The sequence below is a fragment of the Sinorhizobium terangae genome (genome assembly GCF_009601505.1).
Lineage (GTDB): Bacteria > Pseudomonadota > Alphaproteobacteria > Rhizobiales > Rhizobiaceae > Sinorhizobium > Sinorhizobium terangae.
In genome coordinates this window covers 41,005-62,500 of sequence record NZ_WITC01000139.1, presented here as the reverse complement: position 1 = coordinate 62,500, position 21,496 = coordinate 41,005, and the positions used below count along the sequence as shown (strand labels likewise).

The 21,496-nt window shown below is 62.2% G+C and carries 21 protein-coding genes (1 of these 21 cut by a window edge); 4 read left to right on the top strand and 17 right to left on the bottom strand.

Annotation, left to right across the window (positions count from 1 at the left end):
* On the top strand, positions 1-187 hold the end of the coding sequence (locus GHK62_RS33390) for a M23 family metallopeptidase (protein ID WP_153443280.1). 1,769 nt of this gene lie to the left of the window's left edge; only the last 187 of its 1,956 coding nucleotides appear in the window; its start codon lies beyond the left edge, outside the window; it ends in the stop codon at positions 185-187.
* Between the two features lie 64 nt (positions 188-251).
* Here the strand turns inward: GHK62_RS33390 and clpB are convergent, their stop codons facing one another.
* The 6 genes from clpB to GHK62_RS33360 form a co-directional block, all read right to left on the bottom strand.
* Positions 252-2,858 carry an ATP-dependent chaperone ClpB gene (gene clpB, locus GHK62_RS33385; protein WP_153443279.1) on the bottom strand — a complete coding sequence of 869 codons (2,607 nt, stop codon included), beginning with the start codon at positions 2,856-2,858 and terminating at the stop codon, positions 252-254.
* Positions 2,859-3,288: 430 nt separating this feature from the next.
* On the bottom strand, positions 3,289-3,933 hold the full coding sequence (locus GHK62_RS33380; RefSeq protein ID WP_153443278.1) for a DUF4167 domain-containing protein: 645 nt from the start codon (positions 3,931-3,933) through the stop codon (positions 3,289-3,291).
* A 333-nt stretch (positions 3,934-4,266) separates the two neighbouring features.
* On the bottom strand, positions 4,267-5,148 hold the full coding sequence (gene prmC / locus GHK62_RS33375; RefSeq protein ID WP_153443277.1) for a peptide chain release factor N(5)-glutamine methyltransferase: 882 nt from the start codon (positions 5,146-5,148) through the stop codon (positions 4,267-4,269).
* Positions 5,149-5,154: 6 nt separating this feature from the next.
* Complete coding sequence (prfA, locus tag GHK62_RS33370) at positions 5,155-6,237, bottom strand: peptide chain release factor 1 (protein ID WP_153443276.1); 1,083 nt, start codon at positions 6,235-6,237, stop codon at positions 5,155-5,157.
* A 170-nt stretch (positions 6,238-6,407) separates the two neighbouring features.
* Complete coding sequence (ptsP, locus tag GHK62_RS33365; RefSeq protein WP_153443275.1) at positions 6,408-8,675, bottom strand: phosphoenolpyruvate--protein phosphotransferase; 2,268 nt, start codon at positions 8,673-8,675, stop codon at positions 6,408-6,410.
* 92 nt (positions 8,676-8,767) lie between these two features.
* A complete protein-coding gene (locus tag GHK62_RS33360) occupies positions 8,768-10,042 on the bottom strand; it encodes an aspartate kinase (RefSeq protein WP_153443274.1) in 1,275 nt (424 codons plus the stop codon).
* Between the two features lie 580 nt (positions 10,043-10,622).
* Here GHK62_RS33360 and GHK62_RS33355 point away from each other — a divergent pair.
* Complete coding sequence (locus tag GHK62_RS33355) at positions 10,623-12,152, top strand: ABC-F family ATP-binding cassette domain-containing protein (RefSeq protein WP_153443273.1); 1,530 nt, start codon at positions 10,623-10,625, stop codon at positions 12,150-12,152.
* A 58-nt stretch (positions 12,153-12,210) separates the two neighbouring features.
* Here the strand turns inward: GHK62_RS33355 and GHK62_RS33350 are convergent, their stop codons facing one another.
* Positions 12,211-12,756, bottom strand: a complete 546-nt coding sequence (locus GHK62_RS33350) for a class I SAM-dependent methyltransferase (RefSeq protein ID WP_153443272.1) — start codon at positions 12,754-12,756, stop codon at positions 12,211-12,213.
* Positions 12,757-12,922: 166 nt separating this feature from the next.
* On the opposite strand from GHK62_RS33350, the gene ubiG reads away from it, so the two are divergent.
* Entirely contained in the window at positions 12,923-13,669 is a 747-nt protein-coding gene (gene ubiG / locus GHK62_RS33345) for a bifunctional 2-polyprenyl-6-hydroxyphenol methylase/3-demethylubiquinol 3-O-methyltransferase UbiG (RefSeq protein ID WP_153443271.1), read from the top strand.
* 25 nt (positions 13,670-13,694) lie between these two features.
* On the opposite strand, the gene GHK62_RS33340 is transcribed toward ubiG, so the two are convergent.
* The 4 genes from GHK62_RS33340 to GHK62_RS33325 all read right to left on the bottom strand — a co-directional run bounded on the left by GHK62_RS33340 (position 13,695) and on the right by GHK62_RS33325 (position 16,126).
* Positions 13,695-14,123, bottom strand: a complete 429-nt coding sequence (locus tag GHK62_RS33340) for a DUF1178 family protein (RefSeq protein ID WP_184108566.1) — start codon at positions 14,121-14,123, stop codon at positions 13,695-13,697.
* On the bottom strand, positions 14,120-14,977 hold the full coding sequence (locus GHK62_RS33335) for a carbon-nitrogen hydrolase family protein (protein ID WP_153443270.1): 858 nt from the start codon (positions 14,975-14,977) through the stop codon (positions 14,120-14,122). Before GHK62_RS33335 ends, GHK62_RS33340 begins: the two co-directional genes overlap by 4 nt.
* Positions 14,978-15,045: 68 nt before the next feature.
* Positions 15,046-15,303 carry a glutaredoxin 3 gene (gene grxC / locus GHK62_RS33330; RefSeq protein WP_153443286.1) on the bottom strand — a complete coding sequence of 86 codons (258 nt, stop codon included), beginning with the start codon at positions 15,301-15,303 and terminating at the stop codon, positions 15,046-15,048.
* Between the two features lie 46 nt (positions 15,304-15,349).
* Positions 15,350-16,126 carry a ComF family protein gene (locus GHK62_RS33325; protein WP_167528434.1) on the bottom strand — a complete coding sequence of 259 codons (777 nt, stop codon included), beginning with the start codon at positions 16,124-16,126 and terminating at the stop codon, positions 15,350-15,352.
* A 58-nt stretch (positions 16,127-16,184) separates the two neighbouring features.
* Between GHK62_RS33325 and GHK62_RS33320 the strand changes: the two genes are divergently transcribed.
* Positions 16,185-17,072 carry a methyltransferase domain-containing protein gene (locus GHK62_RS33320; RefSeq protein WP_184108567.1) on the top strand — a complete coding sequence of 296 codons (888 nt, stop codon included), beginning with the start codon at positions 16,185-16,187 and terminating at the stop codon, positions 17,070-17,072.
* Positions 17,073-17,166: 94 nt separating this feature from the next.
* Here the strand turns inward: GHK62_RS33320 and GHK62_RS33315 are convergent, their stop codons facing one another.
* The 6 genes from GHK62_RS33315 to GHK62_RS33290 form a co-directional block, all read right to left on the bottom strand.
* Entirely contained in the window at positions 17,167-17,340 is a 174-nt protein-coding gene (locus GHK62_RS33315) for a Flp family type IVb pilin (protein ID WP_153443267.1), read from the bottom strand.
* A gap of 90 nt (positions 17,341-17,430) precedes the next feature.
* Positions 17,431-17,751 (bottom strand): hypothetical protein, encoded by a 321-nt coding sequence (locus GHK62_RS33310; protein WP_153443266.1) that lies wholly within the window; start codon positions 17,749-17,751, stop codon positions 17,431-17,433.
* A gap of 236 nt (positions 17,752-17,987) precedes the next feature.
* The gene (locus GHK62_RS33305; RefSeq protein ID WP_153443265.1) at positions 17,988-18,401 is read right to left on the bottom strand and encodes a (deoxy)nucleoside triphosphate pyrophosphohydrolase; all 414 of its coding nucleotides are present in this window, start codon (positions 18,399-18,401) and stop codon (positions 17,988-17,990) included.
* Between the two features lie 3 nt (positions 18,402-18,404).
* A complete protein-coding gene (locus GHK62_RS33300; RefSeq protein ID WP_167528433.1) occupies positions 18,405-19,217 on the bottom strand; it encodes a GNAT family N-acetyltransferase in 813 nt (270 codons plus the stop codon).
* A 33-nt stretch (positions 19,218-19,250) separates the two neighbouring features.
* Positions 19,251-20,492, bottom strand: coding sequence for a bifunctional glutamate N-acetyltransferase/amino-acid acetyltransferase ArgJ (gene argJ, locus GHK62_RS33295; protein WP_153443264.1), 1,242 nt, complete (start codon positions 20,490-20,492; stop codon positions 19,251-19,253).
* A 132-nt stretch (positions 20,493-20,624) separates the two neighbouring features.
* Positions 20,625-21,479: a peptidylprolyl isomerase gene (locus GHK62_RS33290; protein WP_153443263.1), complete on the bottom strand. Its 855-nt coding sequence runs from the start codon at positions 21,477-21,479 to the stop codon at positions 20,625-20,627.
* Between the last annotated feature and the right edge of the window lie 17 nt (positions 21,480-21,496).

Here is a 21,496-nt window from a genome sequence, read left to right as displayed (position 1 = left end):
GCTTTCGACCGGGCCGCACCTGCACTACGAGCTGATCGTCAACGGCAACAAGGTGGATCCCCTGCGCATCCGCCTGCCCGGCGGCAAGTCGCTCAAGGGAGAAGCGCTGGCGAAGTTCGAAAAGGAGCGCGAACGGATCGATGAACTCCTCGGCAAGGACGAGGGCAACGAGGTCGCGAGCAAGTAACGCTCACCGCTGTAATGCGAAAAGGCCGCCCCTCGGCGGCCTTTTCTGTTCTTGATGCTTCGCCTTACGCGGCTTCCTTCTCGGCGGAGGTCCCGCGCTTGAAGTTCAGCCGGTCGGAGCCGGCAAGAACCTTCACGACGGAACCGTCCGGGAACTCGCCCTGCAATATCCTCTCGGCCAGCGGATCCTGAACATATTTCTGGATCGCCCGCTTCAAGGGCCGCGCGCCGTAGGCGGGGTCGTAGCCCTTGTCAGCCAGGAAGGACCGCGCATCGTCCTCCAGTTCGATCGTGATCTTGCGATCGGCAAGCAGCTTGCGCAGCCTTTCGAGCTGGATATCGACGATCGCACCCATTTCCGAGCGGCGAAGCCGATGGAACAGGATGATCTCGTCGACGCGGTTCAAGAATTCCGGCCGGAAAGCGGCTCTCACCACTTCCATCACCTGATCGCGAACGGCATCGCTGTCCTCGTTCTCGCCGAGAGCGGTCAGGTATTCCGCACCGAGGTTCGAGGTCATGATGATCATCGTGTTCTTGAAGTCGACGGTGCGCCCCTGGCCATCGGTCAGGCGACCGTCGTCAAGCACCTGCAGGAGCACGTTGAAGACATCCGGATGGGCCTTCTCGATCTCGTCGAAGAGCACGACCTGGTAGGGCCGGCGGCGAACGGATTCCGTCAGCGCCCCGCCTTCCTCATAGCCGACATAGCCGGGAGGCGCACCGATCAGCCGGGCAACGGAGTGCTTCTCCATGTATTCCGACATGTCGATCCGCATCAGCGCCGTCTCGTCGTCGAAGAGGAACCGTGCAAGCGCCTTGGTCAGCTCCGTCTTGCCGACGCCGGTCGGCCCGAGGAAGATGAACGAGCCGATTGGCCGGTTCGGATCCTGGAGCCCGGCGCGAGAACGCCGGACCGCCCGCGAGACGGCCTGCACCGCATCGCCCTGGCCGACGACCCATTTTGCCAGTTCGTCTTCCATCCTGAGCAGCTTCTCGCGCTCGCCTTCGAGCATCTTGTCGACGGGAATGCCGGTCCAGCGCGAAACGACATGGGCGATGTTGTCGGGAGTGACCACCTCCTGCACCATCGCATTGGCGTTCGAACCGTCCTGGCTTTCCGCTTCGGCAAGCTCCTTCTCAAGCTTCGGGATCACCCCGTAGGCGAGTTCGCCCGCGCGCTGGAACTCACCTTTGCGCTGAACGATCTGAAGCTCGTTGCGTGCCTCGTCGAGCTGCTTCTTGAGATCGGCAGCTTGCCCGAGCTTCTGTTTCTCAGCCTGCCAGCGCGCCGTCAGCGCGGCAGCCTCTTCCTCTAGAGAAGCGAGGTCCAGCTCGAGTTTCGCGAGACGATCCTTGGAGGACGCGTCGGTCTCCTTCTTCAGGGCCTCGCGCTCGATCTTCAACTGAATGACACGCCGGTCGAGTTCGTCGAGTTCTTCCGGCTTGGAGTCAACCTGCATCCTGAGGCGCGACGCAGCCTCGTCCATCAAGTCGATCGCCTTGTCCGGCAGGAAACGGTCGGTGATGTAGCGGTTGGAAAGGGTAGCGGCGGCCACCAGCGCGGAATCCGAGATCCGCACTTTGTGGTGCTGTTCGTACTTCTCCTTGAGACCGCGCAGAATCGAGATCGTGTCCTCAACCGTCGGCTCGTCGACCATCACCGGCTGGAACCGTCGGGCAAGGGCCGCGTCCTTTTCGACATGCTTGCGATACTCGTCGAGCGTCGTCGCGCCGACGCAGTGCAGTTCGCCGCGAGCAAGCGCGGGCTTTAGGAGGTTCGAGGCATCCATCGCCCCGTCCGCCTTGCCGGCGCCGACAAGCGTGTGCATCTCGTCGATAAAGAGGATGATCTCGCCCTCCTCCGCGCGCACTTCGTTGAGCACGGCCTTCAGCCGCTCTTCGAACTCGCCGCGGAACTTGGCACCGGCAATCAGCGCGCCCATGTCGAGCGCCATGAGGCGTTTGTCCTTGAGGCTCTCCGGCACGTCGCCGTCGACGATGCGGAGCGCCAAGCCCTCGGCGATCGCCGTCTTGCCGACGCCCGGCTCGCCGATCAATACCGGATTGTTCTTCGTCCGGCGCGAAAGCACCTGGATCGTGCGACGGATTTCGTCGTCGCGGCCGATGACCGGGTCGAGCTTGCCGTCCCGCGCTTCTGCCGTCAGGTCGCGCGCGTATTTCTTAAGCGAGTCGAATCCCTGCTCGGCATTGGCGCTGTCTGCCGTACGCCCTTTGCGGATATCATTGATGACCTGGTTGAGCTTGGTCGGGGTGACGCCTGCCTTCGACAGGATCGATGCAGTGGCAGCGGAGCTTTCGATTGCCAGCGCCAGGAGCAGGCGCTCGACGGTCACGAAGCTGTCGCCGGCTTTTTTCGCGGCCTGTTCGGCTGCGGTGAAAACCTTGGCAAGCGGCTGTGACAGATAGACGGAACCATTGCCGCCGGAAACCTTCGGGAGCTTGGCCAGAGCCTGAACAGTTCCGGCTCGCGCCTCGCGTGCATCACCGCCGGCGCGCTCGATCAAAGAGGCGGCCATGCCCTGATCGTCGTCGAGCAATACCTTGAGGACGTGCTCGGGCGTGAACTGCTGGTGTCCCTCTGCCAGCGCATAGGTCTGCGCCGATTGCAGGAAACCGCGTACACGCTCGGAATATTTCTCGATATTCATTCTCTACCTCCATAGCCCGGCGAGCCCATCTTCGTGGCACTGGCCAGTGTTTCAGGATCAGGCTCCCGCATTCGGCAAGCCTGTTGCTTCAGCGCCGCGCGCCCTATCGGACGCGGTCTCTGACGCTTTGAAATGCCGCATAATTTTATCCTTGGATCGATTTCCATCTAAGGAATTATGCAGTGAAACCTCGTCGTCGCATTGCGCGTGATCAAGTCTTCGAAGCGGAATATGGGGCAGCGTTTTCAGAAATTAAAGGGCCGTCGCGAGAGGGGTTGGGGAAATCTCGATGGGCATGTGGAGCAACCCGGACCCGGCAGAAAGCATGGGGATCCGGCGAGCGAGCGACCGACATAAAAAACCCGGCCGCCAAGCAGCCGGGTTTTCAGCGATCCGTGGGCCGAGCCCGCAAATGCGACCGTAATCGCGCTTATTCCGAGGTAGCGAGCGCCGGTGCATCGCCGGCAGATTCGCCGGTCGACTGGGCGTCGTCCGATGCTTCCTCCTGCGTGCGGCGCGGCTGTCGGCGCGGGCGGCTGGCGCTGCGACGGCGAGAGGCCGGACGGCTGGACGCAGCCGCAGGCGTTTCCTCTTCCATTGCAACTTCGGCAGGTGTGCCTTCGATCACCGGCTGCGGCCCGGAACCGTCGATAATCGGCTGGGGTGCGCTCACCGAAGGCTGGGCTGCAATCGAGACCGGCGCTTCTTCGGCATAGACCTGATCCAGATCGTCCTGATCGCGATCGGCCACGTCTCTTTCCTGATAGTCCTGGCGCTCTTCGCGCTGGAAGCGATCCTGCATCTGTGCCTGGGCGGCTGCGATGATGCGGTTGTAGTGCTCGGCGTGCTGCAGGTAGTTCTCGGCCATGACGCGGTCGCCGGAGCTCTGGGCGTCGCGCGCAAGGGCGGCATACTTCTCGGCGATGTGCTGGGCCGTACCGCGAATCTTCACGTCGGGGCCGGAACTGTCGTAAGTCCGCGTAAGCGGATTGGATCCCTTACGATTGTGATTGTTGTTTCCGTTATTGTTGTTGTTTCGCCCACGGCCGCGCTTGTTTTGCTGTCCTGGCCTCATAGTACATTCACCCGAATTTTCTTGATAATGATGATCATGTGGTTCCGCATCCCGGCGGGATCTGTCCGCGCCCGGAAAAACACGCGCCGCAACAGACCGCATATTGCGATCTCGGCGCCGGCTGACGTCAAATTAACAGGTACCCGCACGAGGCACTGTCGAACCCTAGCAACTCTTTCTTGAGAGCAATCCCCGTGGCCAGGTCATACCGGAACGAATCTTTGGTCAATGACCTTCTGCCCAGTGCGCGGGGGCAAACTAGCCCGCTTCCTTTAGGATTCCAAGCCCTTTCTTTGCCCTTCGAGAAAAGAGATGCGCCGATGCAGCATTTTTTCAACGATCGCTGCCGCATTCTCCGTCGCGCTTGAATACAAGGACCCGGTCGTTGCCGCCAAGATCCTTCGCGCTATCATGCAAGCGAAACCCTTGCGCCACGAACAGCGCCGTTACCGCCTGCTTTTGATCGAAACCGATTTCCAAGCCGATTACGCCGTCTGTTTCAAGATGACGATCGGCGTGAAGGGCGATGGCACGATAGGCATTAAGTCCGTCGTCTCCGCCATCAAGAGCAGCGGCCGGATCATGCAATTTCACTTCCGGCTCAAGCTCATCGACGATTCTGGACCGGATATAAGGCGGATTTGAGACGACCACATCGAACCGCCCATCGACCTTATCGAACCAGTTGCTCCGAAGCGTCTGGAAGCGTGCAGAAAGACCGTTGCGCTCTGCGTTGTCACGCGCCGTTGCCAGGGCGTCTTCCGATATATCGGTACCGAGACCGCGCGCTTCAAGTACCTGATGAAGAATCGCGAGACAGATCGCTCCCGTTCCGGTGCCTAGATCAACGATCCGGCAGGACCCCTTTCTGGCGGCAATCCGCCGCATATGTGGGATCATGCAATCAACCAGCGTCTCTGTGTCAGGTCGCGGTTCGAGCGTGTCCTTCGAGAGCTTGAAGGTCAGTCCGTAGAATTCTCTTTCGCCCAGGATGCGGTAGACCGGCTCACGCGCTGCGCGACGGGCGACCGCGGCGCGGATACGCGCGGCCATGGCGTCATCGACCGTCTCCCCTCCACGTGTCATCAACGCCGCAAGCGAAAGCCCGAGCAGCCCGGAAATCAGATGACGTGCATCGAGCGCCGCCGTCTCGATACCCGCGGCCTTCAGCCGGTCGCGGCTCTCGGCAAGAAGGCGGTCGAGCGTCTCAGCCATTGCGGCTCAGCCCTGCTGCTCGCCGAGCAGCGCGAGTTGGCTCGCCTGATGATCCGCCAGCAGCGCATCCACGACCTCGTCGATCTCGCCTTCCATCATCCGGTCGAGCTTGTAGAGCGTCAGGTTGATGCGATGATCCGTGATGCGGCCCTGCGGGAAATTATAGGTGCGGATGCGCTCCGAGCGGTCGCCGGAACCCACCTGGCTCCTGCGATCGGCCGACCGCTCGCTGTCGGCACGCTGGCGCTCCATGTCGAAGAGCCGCGAACGCAGCACCTGCATCGCCTTGGCGCGGTTCTGATGCTGCGATTTTTCCGAACTGGTGACGACGATGCCTGTTGGAATATGCGTGATGCGGACCGCCGAGTCGGTGGTATTGACGTGCTGGCCGCCGGCGCCGGAAGACCGCATCGTATCGATTCGGATATCCTCGGGCCGGATATCAATGTCGATCTCCTCCGCCTCGGGCAGAACCGCCACCGTCGCGGCGGAGGTGTGGATGCGCCCGCTCGCCTCGGTCTCCGGCACGCGCTGGACCCGGTGAACGCCGGATTCGAACTTCAATCGCGAGAAAACGCCGCGGCCTGACACGGTGGCGATGATTTCCTTGTAGCCGCCAGCCTCGCCTTCACTTGCGGAAAGGACCTCGACACGCCAGCCCTTGGTCGAGGCATAGCGCTCGTACATCCGGAAAAGATCGCCGGCGAAGAGCGCCGCCTCCGAGCCGCCCGTACCGGCGCGGATTTCAAGGATCGCGCTTTTTTCGTCGGCCGCATCCTTCGGCAGCAGCAGGATCTGAATCTCCTGCTCGAGCGCTTCGATCTGCTCTTCGACCTCGGGCTTTTCCATCTCCGCGAGGTCGCGCATCTCTTTGTCCGTTGTCCGGTCGGCAAGCATGGCGTTGATGTCGGCAAGCTCAGCCGTGGTCTTTTCGTAGGCGCGGATCTTCGTCACGACCGGCTGCAGCTCGGAATATTCCGAGGCCAGTTTCACATAGACGTCTGCTGCCGGACCGGCCGACATGCGAGCTTCGATTTCACCGAACCGGCGCTCCAGTTCGCGCATCTTTTCAACGGGAAGATTTGCCAAATGTAACTCCAAATGCGTTCGCCCCGCCCGGGTCCATCCGGGCGTGGCTGCTGCATGGTTCCTAAAATCGGAATCGATTTAAGGACAAAATCATGCAGCAACTCAAAGCCCTACAGCGACCTTTGCGCGTCTGATTGGACGCGTGGCGCTATAAGGCGCTTCAATCCTGTCTAAACCGGTATGCCGTTCGCCGCTGCGAAATCGACAAGGAGCTGCCGAACGGACGTTTGGGATTTCACGTCGTCGAGCGCAGCTTCCAGGATCTCGGCCAGCTTGCCGGCATCGAGCGCCAAAAGCATCGCCTTGACCGGCCCGACTGCAGTCGGCGACATCGACACCGAGCGGAAGCCGAGGCCAAGCAGCGCCATCGCCGACAACGGCTTGCTCGCCATTTCGCCGCAGAGCGTGACCGGCGTGTCATTGCGCTCGCCGGCCCGCACGATATCACGCAGGATGCGCAGGAATGGCCGATCGAGAATGTCGAAACGATCGGACACACGCGCGTTGCCGCGGTCGACGGCCATCGCGAACTGGAACAGGTCGTTCGAACCGACGGAAACGAAATCCACCTCCGACATCAGCTCATCGAGCTGCCACATCAGGGCCGGAACTTCCAGCATCGCGCCGAACTGCAGCTTGCGCGGCAACTGCTCGCCAAGCTTCGACTGGCGCTCGATCTCCTTCTGCAAAAGCTCGCGCGCCAACTTGAGCTCGGAGACTTCCGTCACCATCGGCAGCATCAGCTTGAGTTCGGCGCCGGCGGCCGCTCTCAGCATCGCCCTCAACTGCGTGCGCAGAAGTCCGGGTCGGTCGAGCGAAAGCCGGATCGCGCGCCAGCCGAGCGCCGGATTTTCCTCTTCCGCCGCGCGGAAATAGGGTACGACCTTGTCGCCACCGATGTCGAGCGTGCGGAAGGTCACCGGCTTGCCGCCCGTTTGCTTCAGCACGTTGCGATAGAAGGCCTCCTGTTCCTCGGCCTTCGGCATGGTCGAAGCGATCATGAATTGCAGCTCTGTGCGGAAAAGCCCGATGCCTTCCGCCCCCGCCTCGTTCAGATGCGGCAGATCGACCAGCAGGCCGGCGTTCATCTGCAGCGTAATGCGCTTGCCATCTTTCGTCAGCGGCTCGACATCCTTCAGCGCGCGAAACTGGGCTTGCCGGCGGGCGCGGAACCGTACCTTCTCCTCATAGGCCCGTTGCAGGTCGGCCAACGGCCGCAAATGCACCTTCGCGTCGTCACCGTCGACGATGATTGCGTCACGGTTCTCGGCAAGCGCCACCGCACCTGCCGCCTGGCCGACGACCGGGATCCCCATGGCTCGGGCGACGATCACTACATGGCTCGTGACCGCGCCCTCTTCAAGGACCAAGCCGCGCACTCTCTCTCGCGGATAGTCGAGCAGTTCCGCCGCACCCATGGCGCGGGCGACGATGATCGCGTCATTCGGGAAGTCGGCTGCCGAAAGCTTGGCGCCATAGCCGGAAAGCTGGCGTAGCAGCCGGTTGGCAAGGTCGTCGAAATCGTGCATCCGCTCGCGGAGATAGGGGTCCGTCAGCCGGATCATCCGCGCCTTGGTCTCGCTCTGAACCCGTTCGACGGCCGCTTCCGCCGTCAGGCCGTTGCGGATCGCTTCTTCAAGCTTCCTTACCCAGCCACGATCATGGGCGAACATGCGATAGGTTTCGAGCACCGCCCGGTGCTCGCCCTCCATCGACACCTCACGGCGCGACAGCATGTCGTCGATGGAGATACGCAGGGAACCAAGCGCCTCCGCAAGTCGCTGCAACTCCTGTTCGGTATCCTCATTGAGCAGGTTCGTGACGACGATCCTCGGCTCGTGCAGCACGACGTAACCGAGACCTATGCCTTCGCCAAAACTGTTGCCTTCGATCGAGACCGGGCGTGAAAGATCGAGTTCGAGCCCCGGCTTGGTGATCTTCTTCAATTCGCCGGTCGCAACCATCTCGGCGAGAACCATCGCCGTGGTCTCGAGCGCCTCGACCTCGTCCTCGCGATAATTGCGCATCGCCTTGTTCTGCACGACGAGAACGCCAAGCGCGCGCCCCGTGCGCAGGATCGGCACGCCAAGGAAGGAGTGGTAGATCTCTTCGCCCGTCTCCGGCAGGTAGGTGAAGGCCGGATGCGACTGCGCGTCGGAAAGGTTGAGCGGCCGTGCGGAGGCGGCGATGGTGCCGACGAGACCTTGCCCCATCTTCAACTGCGCCAGGTGGACGGCGGTCTTGTTCAGGCCTTCGGTGGCATAAAGTTCGAGCACGCCGTCGGAACGCAATACGTAGACGGAGCACACTTCCGCGACCATGTTCTGTGCGATCTGGCGCACGATCCGGTCCAGGCGCTCTTGCGGCTCGAGCGGTTCCGCCATGAGCTCGCGCAACCGCTTGAGGAGAACGCGCGGACCTGCGGAAAGGTCTCTCATCGCGTAAGGTCTCCAGAATAAGAATTACCGACGACATACATCTGGACCCGCGGCCTTTCGAGCCGTGAATCCCAAATCGAAATGTCTGCTAATTAACTCTTATCCAGACCGTAGGCGGAATGCAAAGTGCGAACCGCCAATTCCGCATATGGACCGTCGATCAGAATGGATATCTTGATCTCGGAGGTGGTGATCGCCTTGATGTTGATCCCCTTCTCGGCAAGCGCCCGGAAGGCGGATGCGGCGACGCCCGCATGGCTGCGCATGCCGATACCGATCACCGAGACCTTGACCAGGCCGGATTCGGACTGGGCGACATCGTAGCCGATCTTTTCCTTGTTGTCGGAAAGCACCTTGAGCGCCTTGTCGACATCGCCCGAAGGGACGGTGAAGGTCATGTCCGTCTTCGAGCCGTCTTCCGAGATGTTCTGGACGATCATGTCGACGTTGATATGGGCTTCTGCCAGGGGACCGAAGATCGCGGCGGAAACGCCCGGCCGGTCTGCCAGACGGCGCAGCGAAATCTGGGCTTCATCCTTGGCATAGGCAATGCCGGTTACGACTTCCTGTTCCACGATCTCATCCTCATCACAAATCAGCGTTCCGGGCGGGTTCAGAAGGTCACCCATGCCCGGCGCATCGGGATCCTCGAAAGAAGAGCGCACGAACGTGCGAACCTTGTGCACCATGGCGAGCTCGACCGAGCGCACCTGCAACACCTTGGCGCCGAGCGAGGCCATTTCCAACATTTCCTCGAAGGCGATTTTCTTCAGCCGCCGCGCCTTGGGCTCGATGCGCGGATCGGTCGTGTAGACGCCATCGACATCGGTGTAGATGTCGCAGCGGTCGGCCTTAACGGCGGCGGCGATCGCAACCGCCGAAGTGTCGGAGCCGCCGCGCCCGAGTGTGGCCAGCCGGTTGTCTGGGCCAAGGCCCTGGAAGCCGGCGATCACCGCCACCTGGCCCTCGCCCATCCGCCGGATGATGTCGGCTCCTTCGATATCGAGGATGCGGGCAGCGCCGTGGGCGTTGTCGGTCTTGATCGGGATCTGCCAACCCTGCCAGGAGCGCGCGTTGATGTTCATGGATTGCAGCGCGATCGCAAGCAGACCGGAGGTGACCTGCTCACCGGAGGCAACGACCGCATCGTATTCGCGCGCGTCGTAAAACGGGGCGTTCGAACCGGCGACCTTCGGCATGTTTTCGACCCAGCCGACCAGTTCGTTGGTCTTGCCGGACATGGCGGAAACGACGACGGCGACCTCGTGGCCGGCATCGACCTCACGTTTCACATGGCGGGCGACATTGTAGATGCGTTCCAAATTTGCGACGGACGTTCCGCCGAATTTCATCACGATGCGTGCCATTTCGCCTCTACCGGTACCGATGTTTGCGCGCGAGCGCGCGACAGGGAAAGCGTCCCCGCCGGCGCCTGTCGATCAAAAAAGCTTGGGACTTCTCGGACATCGGCCAGTCACCGCTACGGGGAGTGGAAAGTCGCGGCGTCTCTTAGCGGATCAACGGGCGACGTGCAATGGCAAGGCGACGGAATGGCGTTGTTACAATCCGTGTTGGAACCGTCCTGCCGATCCCTCGTCTCGCCATGGTTGCAAGACTTTGTGCGCGATGCTATCAAGGCACCGCAACTCAAGTGATGAAGGGAGGGCTGCGCGTGATCACATACTTCCGGCACCACCGCCAGCGTGGCCCCGTCTCCGCCCTGCAAATGCGTTTGCAGGGCTGACCAGAGACTGAACCTCATTCTCATCGTTTCCTGGTCTGCCCAGTCGTCGTGCGGAGCCGAACCAAAGGGTTTTTTGGCGCCGCTCATCGTCACCAAACCGGGTCGAATGGCCCGAGCAACGCGCTGGCGTTCGCATCCGGCCACCCCGCAACCAATCAATTATCGGAAGCGGGAGCACAGCTCGGGCAGTCCAGAGAACGACAATGGCCTTGATCAATGTAAAGAACCTCGGCGTCACCTTGGGTGCGCCGCTCTTCTCGAACCTCAACCTTTCGGTCGCAGCCGGCGACCGCATCGGCATCGTCGCCGCCAACGGCCGGGGAAAGTCCACGCTTTTGAAATGCATCGCAGGCGGGCTTGATCCGACCGCCGGCGAAATCACGCGCTCGCGTGGCCTCACTGTCGGCCACGTCGAGCAAGCGGTGCCGTCCGCCATCTTGGGCAAGTCATTCTACGAAGCGGTGCTCGAGGCGTTGCCGGAGGAACAGGCGGAAACAGAAAGCTGGCGAGTCGACGTCACGCTGGATTCGATCGACGTTCCCACGGAGCTTCGCGAGCGGCCGATCGCTGAGCTCAGCGGCGGCTGGCAGAGGCTTGCGCTTCTCGCTCGCGTCTCGGTCACCGATCCGGACGCGCTGCTGCTCGACGAACCGACGAACCACCTCGACCTCGCCAAGATCATGCGGCTGGAAACCTGGCTCAACAGCCTCCCCCGCGACGTTCCCGTGCTGATCTCCAGCCATGACCGCGCCTTTCTCGATGCAACAACCAACCGCACGCTGTTTCTGCGTCCTGAGCAGTCTCAGGTGTTTTCGCTTCCCTATTCGCGCGCCCGCAGCGCGCTAGACGAGATCGATGCCTCGGATGAGCGGCGTTATCAGAAGGAGATGAAGACGGCCCAGCAGTTGCGCCGGCAGGCGGCCAAGCTCAACAATATCGGCATCAACTCCGGTAGCGATCTCCTGACCGTCAAGACGAAGCAGTTGCGCCAGCGGGCGGAGCGTCTGGAAGACGCGGCGCGGCCGGGCTTTCAAGAACGATCATCCGGGGCGATCCGGCTTGCCAACCGCGGCACGCACGCAAAGACCCTGCTGACGCTTGACAGTGTGTCCGTGGAGGCGCCTGGCGGACGTCTGCTCTTCAAGACAGGCAAGCTCTGGATCTGCCAGGGCGACCGCATTGTGCTGCTCGGGCGCAACGGGGCCGGAAAATCCCGTTTCGTCGACCTGATCAGAACGGCGGTATCCGGATCGGGCCACGCCTCGGAAAGCATCAAGTCAACGCCGTCTGTCGTGCTCGGCTACAGTGATCAGGCCCTTGCTGGCCTGCCGGATGAGGACACGCCGCTTGCAGCCCTCGGCCGGCGATTCGAGATCGGCGATCAAAGGGCACGCGCCCTGCTTGCGGGCGCCGGCCTTGGCATCGACCTCCAGACGCGCCCGATCGGCGCTCTTTCGGGCGGGCAGAAGTCGAGGCTTGCGATGCTTATCCTGAGGCTCACCAATCCGAATTTCTACCTGCTCGACGAACCGACCAACCATCTGGACATCGATGGACAGGAGGCGCTGGAATCGGAATTGATGGCCAACGAGGCGACCTGCCTACTCGTCTCCCACGATCGCAGCTTCGTGCGCGCCGTCGGCAATCGCTTCTGGCAGATCGAAAACCGGCGGCTCGTCGAGATCGAGGGGCCGGAGGATTTCTTTGCCTCCGCGGCAGCGAGTCCGACGTAAAGCAGCGCCACCGATGCAGCACTCCGCCGCTGGCGGGGTGCTGCGAACACAACTTACCTCACCGCTTCGGTTCGTCGGCAACGGCAACCCGCTTCGGTGGAACAGCGATGACGCAGGCGACGTCGCAACCGTCAAACCTGCGCGTTAGCACTGCTGCCACCGTCCAGGCATTACGCCTTATGCCCGCCTCAAGTCGCCGAGCAACATCGGCGGCGCTGCGGGATGGCTCGTCGTGGAAAAGAAAGAGCCGCCCCGCCGGAGAAAGGTGCCGCGCCAGAACCTCAAGCTCGCGCACGGGGCCGTTGCGCGCGAAAACGCCGACGCGCAGGGCGAAGGCTTTATCGAAACGCGCCTCGCCGAAATCCGCAGAGGCAAGCTCGGCCGCATGAAACTGCACGCGGCCGGCGGCGAGATGAACCGCATTTCGCCGCTTTGCCGCCGCGATCATCGTCGCCGAGCGGTCGACGGCGACGATATGGCCATCGGTCAGCCTGTCGCAAACCATCGTCACCGCGACCCCGTGGCCGCAACCGATTTCGAGGATCCGCTCGGACGCGCGCGGCGCCAGAACGTCGACCGCCCAGCCTATCCTGTCATTCGGCATGGCCACCTCCTCGTCCCGCCATCACTTCCGCCTTAGCACTGTACGGCCACTGGCGGTTGACTCGCCCCTTGACATCGCCCTTCGATCGTCCGACTTCACGATCAGAATGGCGAAATTTCGAGCGGGTCGAACCTTATCCGCCGAGGCGAAATGCAAGGAGGCTCTGATGAGCGAGACGGCACGCACCACGATCGATCAGAGCGAGGTGGATCGGTTTTCCGCGATGGCGGCCGAATGGTGGGATCCGACCGGCAAGTTCCGTCCGCTGCACAAGTTCAATCCGGTGCGCCTTGCCTATATCCGCGACAAGGTGTCAGAGCATTTCGGCCGCGATCCCAAGGGTCCGCAGCCGCTCAAGGGCCTGCGGCTGCTCGACATCGGCTGCGGCGGCGGCCTGCTCTCCGAGCCGATGGCGCGCATGGGTGCGAATGTCCTCGGCGCCGACGCATCGGAAAAGAATATCGGCATCGCCAGGACCCACGCGGCCGGAAGCGGCGTTTCCGTCGACTACCGCGCAGTCACCGCGGAGGCGCTCGCCGAGGCCGGCGAAAGCTTCGACGTCGTCCTCAACATGGAGGTGGTGGAACATGTCGCAGACGTCGATTTCTTCATCACCACCTGCGCCCACATGGTGCGGCCGGGTGGGCTGATGTTCATAGCCACCATCAACCGTACCGTGAAAGCCGCCGCGCTGGCGATTTTCGCCGCGGAAAACCTGTTGCGCTGGCTCCCGCGCGGCACCCACCAGTACGAGAAGCTGGTTCGTCCGGAAGAGCTGGAAAGGCCGCTCGAGGCAAGCGGCATGGAAATCACCGACCGAACCGGCGTGTTCTTCAATCCGCTCGCCAATCAATGGAACTTGTCTAAGGATATGGACGTCAACTACATGATCGTCGCCAGGCGTCCGCTCTGACTTACCGGCACCGCTGAGACCGACTTCAGTTCGCATCATCCGGCAGCACCGGTAGAGGTGCGATCTCGATACCTTCTTCCAGAAGCGCCATCGCCTCTTCCGCGCTAGCCTTGCCGATCAGCCCGCGCTGCTCGGCCTCGCCATAGTGGATCTTGCGCGCCTCTTCCGGGAAACGTTCGCCGACATCCTCGGCATTCTCGCGGATCGAATTGACCAGGTCGCGGATCTTGGCGATCGTTTCTTTCTGGGCGCGATCCATCACCAGCGCGCGCGTCGCCTCCTTCTTGCGTGCTGTCGACACCGACGGCGCCATCAGCTGCTTGCTGACGGAGTGAGAGCCGCAAGCGGGACATGCGACCAGACGCCGCTCGACCTGCGAATCGAAGTCGTCGCTCGACGCGAACCAGCCTTCGAAATCATGGCCATTATCACACGAAAGGTTGTAACGGATCACGCTGCAACGCCCCCTTTCCCGTTCGGCGTCACCTCGTCCAGCACGAAACTGCGGGCATTCTTGAGATTGGGTATTTTGGCGCGCGCGCCATGCACCGCGGCGGTGTCGATATCGGCTATGATGATCCCCTCTCCGGTCGGGCCTGCCTCGGCGAGCACGCGACCCCACGGGTCGACAATCATCGAATGACCGAAAGTTTCACGACCATCCTCGTGCTTTCCAGCCTGCGCGGCGGCGATGACGAAAACGCCGTTCTCGATGGCGCGGGCACGCAGCAGGATCTCCCAATGCGCCTCGCCGGTCTGCTTGGTGAAGGCCGCCGGCACGGACATGATCTCGGCGCCGGCAACGGCCTGCTGACGGAAAAGCTCAGGGAAGCGAACGTCGTAACAGATGGAAAAGCCCAGTTTGCCGAACGCAAGATCGGCGACACGGGCCGTGGTGCCGGGTCGATACGCCGCACTCTCTCGCCAGCTTTCGCCATTCTCCAGATCCACGTCGAACATGTGGATCTTGTCGTAGTCGCAGATCCTGCCCCCGTCCGGCCCGAAGAGGAAGCCGCGATTGGCGATCTTGCCGTCGGAAAGGGCGATCGGCGTCGAGCCGATATGAAGATAGACGCCGAGCTCACCGGCAAGGGCTGAGGCCGCGCGCACGACGATGTCGTTCGCCTCGTCCTTCAGCACGGAACGAAGCCCTGTCCGATCGCGCTGGATGGCGCCGGTCATTTCCGGGGTCTGGATATAGGTCGCGCCTTGAGCGGCCGCCTCGCGCACAAGCTTCGCCATCGTCTCCACGTTTCTTGCGGGATCGACGCCGGAGCACATCTGGACGGCAGCAGCTTTGAAACTCATCTTTCTTCTCTCCGTAGCCACCTTCACGCACGCCAAGGGGTCGTGCGCGATGGCCGCGCGTCAAACCTCTAGGCTACGAGCATCTCATCGAGCTTGCCAGCCCGGTCGAGCGCATGCAGGTCGTCACAACCACCGACGTGTAGGCCGTTGATGAAGATCTGCGGGAAAGTCGTGCCGCCGTTGGACTTTTCGATCATCGTCTGGCGCAGGCCCGGATCATGGGTCGCGTCATGCTCGACGAAGGTGACGCCTTTGGTTTCGAGAAGTTTCTTCGCTGCCGAGCAATACCCGCAGAACTGACGCGTATAAATGACGACCGAAGCCATATTGTTGAACCGTTCCTTCACCAGCACGACGCCGGATATCTGATTGTCATATAGGACCGGACATGGCTCTTGCAAAGGTCAAGACCGTGACATCTCCAGCCCCCGCCCGCTTCAGCGCACGGGTGGCGGCCGAGACGGTTGCACCGGTCGTATATACATCGTCGACGAGTATAATTCTTTTCCCGCTGAGACCCGGCCTGCCGCTTTCAGGGACGACGAAAGCGCCGCGAACATTTTCCTCACGCGCCCGGGCGCCGAGACCGACCTGCCGGCTGGTGCGCTTGATGCGGCGGAGCACGTCCGGTCGATAGGGTTTTCCCGCGTGACCCGCGATCACACGGGCGAGTTCGGCGGCCTGGTTGAACTTTCGCCGCCAGAGGCGGAATGCATGGAGCGGAACCGGTACGATCATGTCGGCAGCCGCGACCGCGCCGTCGCTCGCACGGATCATCCATTCGCCCATCATCGGCGCCAGATCGGTGCGGTCGCGGTATTTCAAGCCGTGGACGAGATCGCGCACGACACCGTCGTGGATCGCGACCGAGCGGAGCCGGTCGAAGACGGGCGGATCGGCGATGGCTTCGGGGGAGAGGGAACCCGGTCCGGGATCAAAGGCAAAGGGGAGCCCGAGGATCTCGCAATAGGGTCGCTCGATCAGCCGCAGACCGGACCAGCAGGCCGGGCATACGGCATGATGATCGCCCGTCAGCCGACCGCAGCCGCAGCAGACCGGTGGAAAGACGATGCCGACGGCTTCGCTCCCGAGGCGGCGCAACAGCGCCGTCCATCGCAAGGCCCGATTTCGCCATCCTTCCGGCTCCATATGGTTGACTTTGTCCACTTCAGGGTTTCTTTGCATCCGTGATTTCGGAGAGAGTATCGTGGAAATCATCTTTGACCAGAGCCTCGTCGAGGCGCACCGCCACAGGGCCCTCATCAACGGCGACCAGAAGGCAACCTTCCTGCTCGATATCGTGGCGCAAGAGCTCGCCGAGCGCGTCAGCGTCGTTGAACGGCATTTCGACCGGGCAATGGAATTGCATGGTTACACCGGCCCCACGGCCCGCTGTCTTGCAGCGACGGGCAAGGTCGGAATCATCGAGCGGGTGGAAACGGAGGAAGGCTTCGGCTCCGGCGACCGACCTGTCACGGTCGCCCCACTCGAGCAGATTCCCGCGGCACCGGAATCGCTCAACCTTCTCGTGTCACCGCTTTCGCTGCATCTCACAAACGATACGCCGGGCGTCTTCATCCAGGCTCGTCGCGTGTTGAAGCCGGATGGCCTGTTCCTCGCGGCGATCCCGGGCAACGGCACGTTGCAGGAGCTTCGCGAGTCGCTTCTCACCGCCGAGGCCGAACTGACCGGCGGGGCGAGCCCAAGGGTCATTCCCTTTGCCGACGTCCGCGAAATGGGTGCGCTCCTGCAGCGGGCAGGCTTTGCCCTGCCGGTCGCGGACGCCGAAACCTACACGGTCCGCTACGATTCGCTTTTCGGATTGCTGAAGGACCTGAGGGCCATGGGCATGGCCAACCCGCTGACGGCCCGCAGTCGCGTGCCGGTTTCCAGGCGGTTCTTCCTGAGGGCAGCCGAGATCTATGCGGAACGCTTCTCCGACCCCGATGGCCGCATCCGCGCGACGTTCTCGGTCATCTATGTTTCCGGTTGGGCACCGCACGAGAGCCAGCAAAAGCCGTTACGACCCGGTTCCGCGAAGCAAAGGCTTTCCGAAGCGCTCGGAGTCAACGAACATCCGTTGAAAGAAAAATAGACGACACTACAGCGCCGCGCGTCCTATCAGGCGCAAAGCACACTGTAGCACTTTGAATCCCGGGACGTGGCCTTTCGGCGCCTTCGGCGCCTACTCACCCCCAGGCCGACTCCACCGTGTCCGACACGTGATTGAAGAGGCCGAGCAGCGAATCGGAGAGACTCTCCAGCCCGATCAGCAGACCGACGGAAATAAGCGCGGCGACGAGGCCGTATTCGATGGCTGTGGCGCCGTCTCTGCTACGAATGAAGCTTGCGAACTTGGCCATGCACCCTTCCCCCGTTTTGCCCGTTCCGGAGCGGGAAATGCCGGCCTGCAGCGCCATGCGTCTTCTCACACGCACAAAGCTCGCTGCAACTCAGCATCCGCTTTTGCTGCCGTCCGCGTCGATGATGCAGACGGCGCCCGGCATTTCCTGCAGCACGCTGCGGCGCACCGTGTAGCGCCTGCTGGTACCGTTGGAAGGAATCGAGCCGGTCGAAATATTGTCGTAGCCCATTGGCGTATTTGCCAGCATGCGCCTGTCCGCCTTTGACGACAGCATCGGCGTGAGGATCATCGTCAGCGCAATCACCGCCGTTCCGAACAGCAGCGACAGATTGAGCACGCCCGTCCGACGGGCCTGGCTCGCCGCCAGATCCTTGTCCTGAACTGTCCTCCAGAAATCTTCGTCCACCATCCCAGCCTCGCAAACACGTAAAGAGCGGCGGGCGAAGCACCCTTCCCAAGCCTCGACCTGACCACACCTGCTCGAAACCGGAGCCACGCCTTAAGCCGGCAGGCACCGAAACTGATGGCCCTATCATGCCGCCAGGGTGATAAACTTTTGATTAATAAAGTTCGAGATTTCCGGTAGATTCGCGTCCCGGGAGGGAAACAATCAGGCCAGACGCAACCGCGTGCGCCTTTTCAGGATCAGAGCAAATCCATCAGAAACGGGATCAGCGGTTCATCCGCCGGAGGCATCGGATAGTCGCGCAGCGCTTTCGGTCGCACCCACTTGATCGTCTGGCCCTCGCGCCCCTCGGCAAAGCCCTCGTATCGCCGGCATACATAGAGCGGCATCAGCAGATGGAAATCGTCATAGCTGTGGCTCGCGAAGGTGAGCGGCGCAAGGCATGCGACCTTGGTGCGGATGCCGAGTTCCTCCTCCAGCTCACGGATCAGCGTCGCCTCGGGCGTTTCACCAGGCTCCACCTTGCCGCCGGGAAACTCCCAAAGCCCGGCAAGCGGCTTTCCCCCCGGACGCTGCGCCAGGAGAATGCGGCCATCGGAATCGACCAGAGCGCAGGCCGCAACCAGCACGATCTTCTTTTCCTGCACATCCATGCGTCAGGCCCTCGGCGCGCGATAAAGGTAACGATAGACCTCGGTGAAGCCGGCCTTGCGGTAGAGCTCGACCGCCGCTTCGTTTTCGGCCTCCACCTGCAGCCAGGCTTTCTTCGCACCCTTGAGGCGCGCCCAGCGTAGCGAGGCATCGAGCAACGCCGAACCGACCCCCTGTCGGCGCACGCCCTCGGCGACCGCGAACTGCATGATGCCGGCCAGATCGTTGTCCTGGACCACCAGCGACACGGCGGTCGGGCCGATCTCAAGGTCTTCGAACAGGAACAGGCCGCATTCCGGCTTGATGGCATTGATGATTTCTGTAAGCGCCGGCTTGGTCTGCGGCTCTTCTTTGCCGATCAAGATGCGCGCATCGACGAAACGGCCGACATCCTTGATGGGGAGGTGGTCTATGCCATCGCCGAATTCGCGCTCGGCTAGGTCCGCCGTCAGCACCAGGCTGTGCCCGAATGCGACCCAGCCTTCGTTGTCCATGTAGGCGATCAGCTGCGGCGGCGTCAGCGGCGTCTGGCGAACGATGAGCGGACGGCCGTAATCGGAGAAGCGCTTGCCTGCCTTTTCGAGCCGGATGTGAATGTCACGGTAATCCGACGGGTCGAGCGGGTTGACCGAGTTCAGGCGCTTGGATGCATGTCCCGCCGTAAGGCGGATCAACCAGCTGCCGTCATACTGAACGCTTGCGGCCGGCCAGGCGCGGAAGCCGACGGCTTCCAGGCGGCGCACACTCGGGAGATCAACCATCATCGCGTCCCCAACCGCCGCGCCCGTCGTCGGCGGCTGCCTGTCATTCGATGTCATTCGTTCGCAACCTTGGATCAGGGAACCAGAGCATCAGCTTCTGTAGTCGCCGTTGATCTCGACATATTCCTTGGTCAGATCACAGGTGTAGACGGTCGCACGACCCGAACCGAGACCGATGTCGACACGGATCGGAATGTCTTCGCCCTTCATGACGGCGCTTGCCGCTGCCTCGGAATAGCCCGGATCCCGCTCGCCCTCGACTGCAACGCGCACATCGCCGAACCAGATCGCAAGCCGGTCCCGTTCGGCCATCTCTCCGGATTTGCCGACAGCCATGACCACCCGGCCCCAGTTCGCGTCCTCGCCGGCAACAGCCGTCTTGACGAGCGGCGAATTGGCGATCGACAGCGCAATGCGCTTGGCTGCGGCATCGCTCTCCGCGCCTTCGACGGTTACGATTACCATCTTGCGGGCACCTTCGCCGTCGCGCACCACCTGCAGCGCCAGATCGCGCAGCAGGTCGTTGAGCGCCGCGCGGAAGGCGTCGAGGCGCGGATCGACAGCGTCCACGACCTTCGCCTGACCGTCCTTCGCCGCCGCGCCGGTGGCAAACAGCATCAGCGTGTCAGAGGTGGAGGTGTCGCTGTCGACCGTGACGGAGTTGAAGGTCGGGCCGACGCCGGCGGAAAGCAGAGCCTGCAGTGCTGGCGGCGCGATGTCCGCGTCCGTCACGACGAAGGAAAGCATCGTCGCCATATCGGGCGCGATCATGCCCGCCCCCTTGGCGATGCCGTTGATCGTCACAGTGACGTCACCAATCTTGGCACTGCGGGTCGCGACCTTCGGATAAGTATCCGTTGTCATGATCGCCTTGGCCGCCTCGAACCAGAAATCTTCCTTAGCGGAAACCGCAAGACCATCGAGGACGCCGGCGAACTTAGTCGCATCGAGCGGCTCACCGATCACGCCGGTCGAGGCGAGGAATATCTCGCTATCGGTGCATCCGACAGCCTTGGCTGCGGACTGCGCCGTAAGTTCGGTCGCCTCCCGCCCCTTCTTGCCCGTGAACGCATTGGCATTGCCCGAATTGACGACGACGGCGCGGGCAACACCTGCCGGCAGATTCCTGCGGCAGAAATCGACCGCCGCCGACGGGCATTTCGATCGGGTGAAGACGCCAGCGACCGCAGCGGGCTCGTCGAAGATCATCATCAGCACGTCGGTGCGGTTCTTGTACTTGATCCCTGCGGCTGCCGTAGCCATGCGCACGCCTCGAAGCGGCGGCATTTCGGCGAAGGTTTTCGGAGCGAGCGGAGAAACGGAGCCGGACATGGGACGAACCTGCTTTGGAGAACCGTGGATGATGTTGCGGCAAATGCCCAAACGGAATCGAACCGTCGGGCATCGACAATGAGTGAGCCGGATGTCGCTCAGCCCTTCAGACGAACGACATCCGGCGAAAGCTTACTTCGTTTCCTGGGGCTTGTTGGCCTCGTCGTAGGCCTTCTTGAGCGCCGGATCCGAAATTTCGACGCCGGTTTCCTTTTTCGCGGAAGCCAGGAGCTCAAGGTACTTGTCACGCATGACGAGCTGACGAACCTGCGGCTCGACTTGTTCCAGCGTCGGCGGCGCCTGCGGGCGCTTGTCCTCGACGAGGATGACGTGGAAGCCGAACTGCGTCTTCACCGGGGTTTTGGTGTAGGTGCCCTTTTCGAGAGCGAAGGCGGCTGCCTCGAATTCCGGCACCATCCGGCCTTTGGCGAAATAGCCCAGATCGCCGCCGTCATCCTTGTTCGGATCGGACGACTTGGCCTTGGCGAGTTCGACGAAGCTCTTGCCGGCGTCAAGCTCCTTGATCACGGCCTTGGCCTCGTCCTCGGTCTTCACCAGGATGTGGCGTGCCTTGATCTCTTCCTGCGCCGGGATTGCGGCAATTTCCTTGTCGTAGCGTGCCTTGACATCTTCCTTCGTCACCGCATCCACGACATGCTTCTTGAAGAACGCATTGTGCAGTTCGCGTTCGGTGAGATAGGCGATGCGCAGCTTGAAGACAGCGTCGTCCTGGAGGCCCTCCTTCTCGGCGTTCTTTGCCAGTAGCTTGACATCGATGACGGCCGAAAGCGCGGCGGCGCGCTTCTGTTCTTCCGGCATCTGCTGAAGCTGAGGATCGAGACCACCGAGAGCGAGATTGAGCTCGGACTGGCGGACTTCCTGCTCGCCAACCTTCGCGATTACCGGATCGGTTTCTTCGGCGTGCGCTCCCTGCAAAGCGATCGCCGCGACGAAAACCGCAGCCGCCAAAGTCTTGTATCTGGACATTTCACTAACCTTTCACC

Excerpts from the sequence above, each read along its gene's own strand:
- clpB (WP_153443279.1), bottom strand. The coding sequence starts at position 2,858 with ATGAATATCGAGAAATATTCCGAGCGTGTACGCGGTTTCCTGCAATCG.
- GHK62_RS33380 (WP_153443278.1), bottom strand. The coding sequence starts at position 3,933 with ATGAGGCCAGGACAGCAAAACAAGCGCGGCCGTGGGCGAAACAACAAC.
- prmC (WP_153443277.1), bottom strand. The coding sequence starts at position 5,148 with ATGGCTGAGACGCTCGACCGCCTTCTTGCCGAGAGCCGCGACCGGCTG.
- ptsP (WP_153443275.1), bottom strand. The coding sequence starts at position 8,675 with ATGAGAGACCTTTCCGCAGGTCCGCGCGTTCTCCTCAAGCGGTTGCGC.
- GHK62_RS33360 (WP_153443274.1), bottom strand. The coding sequence starts at position 10,042 with ATGGCACGCATCGTGATGAAATTCGGCGGAACGTCCGTCGCAAATTTG.
- GHK62_RS33355 (WP_153443273.1), top strand. The coding sequence starts at position 10,623 with ATGGCCTTGATCAATGTAAAGAACCTCGGCGTCACCTTGGGTGCGCCG.
- GHK62_RS33350 (WP_153443272.1), bottom strand. The coding sequence starts at position 12,756 with ATGCCGAATGACAGGATAGGCTGGGCGGTCGACGTTCTGGCGCCGCGC.
- ubiG (WP_153443271.1), top strand. The coding sequence starts at position 12,923 with ATGAGCGAGACGGCACGCACCACGATCGATCAGAGCGAGGTGGATCGG.
- GHK62_RS33335 (WP_153443270.1), bottom strand. The coding sequence starts at position 14,977 with ATGAGTTTCAAAGCTGCTGCCGTCCAGATGTGCTCCGGCGTCGATCCC.
- grxC (WP_153443286.1), bottom strand. The coding sequence starts at position 15,303 with ATGGCTTCGGTCGTCATTTATACGCGTCAGTTCTGCGGGTATTGCTCG.
- GHK62_RS33325 (WP_167528434.1), bottom strand. The coding sequence starts at position 16,126 with ATGGAGCCGGAAGGATGGCGAAATCGGGCCTTGCGATGGACGGCGCTG.
- GHK62_RS33315 (WP_153443267.1), bottom strand. The coding sequence starts at position 17,340 with ATGGCCAAGTTCGCAAGCTTCATTCGTAGCAGAGACGGCGCCACAGCC.
- GHK62_RS33310 (WP_153443266.1), bottom strand. The coding sequence starts at position 17,751 with ATGGTGGACGAAGATTTCTGGAGGACAGTTCAGGACAAGGATCTGGCG.
- GHK62_RS33305 (WP_153443265.1), bottom strand. The coding sequence starts at position 18,401 with ATGGATGTGCAGGAAAAGAAGATCGTGCTGGTTGCGGCCTGCGCTCTG.
- GHK62_RS33300 (WP_167528433.1), bottom strand. The coding sequence starts at position 19,217 with ATGACATCGAATGACAGGCAGCCGCCGACGACGGGCGCGGCGGTTGGG.
- argJ (WP_153443264.1), bottom strand. The coding sequence starts at position 20,492 with ATGTCCGGCTCCGTTTCTCCGCTCGCTCCGAAAACCTTCGCCGAAATG.
- GHK62_RS33290 (WP_153443263.1), bottom strand. The coding sequence starts at position 21,479 with ATGTCCAGATACAAGACTTTGGCGGCTGCGGTTTTCGTCGCGGCGATC.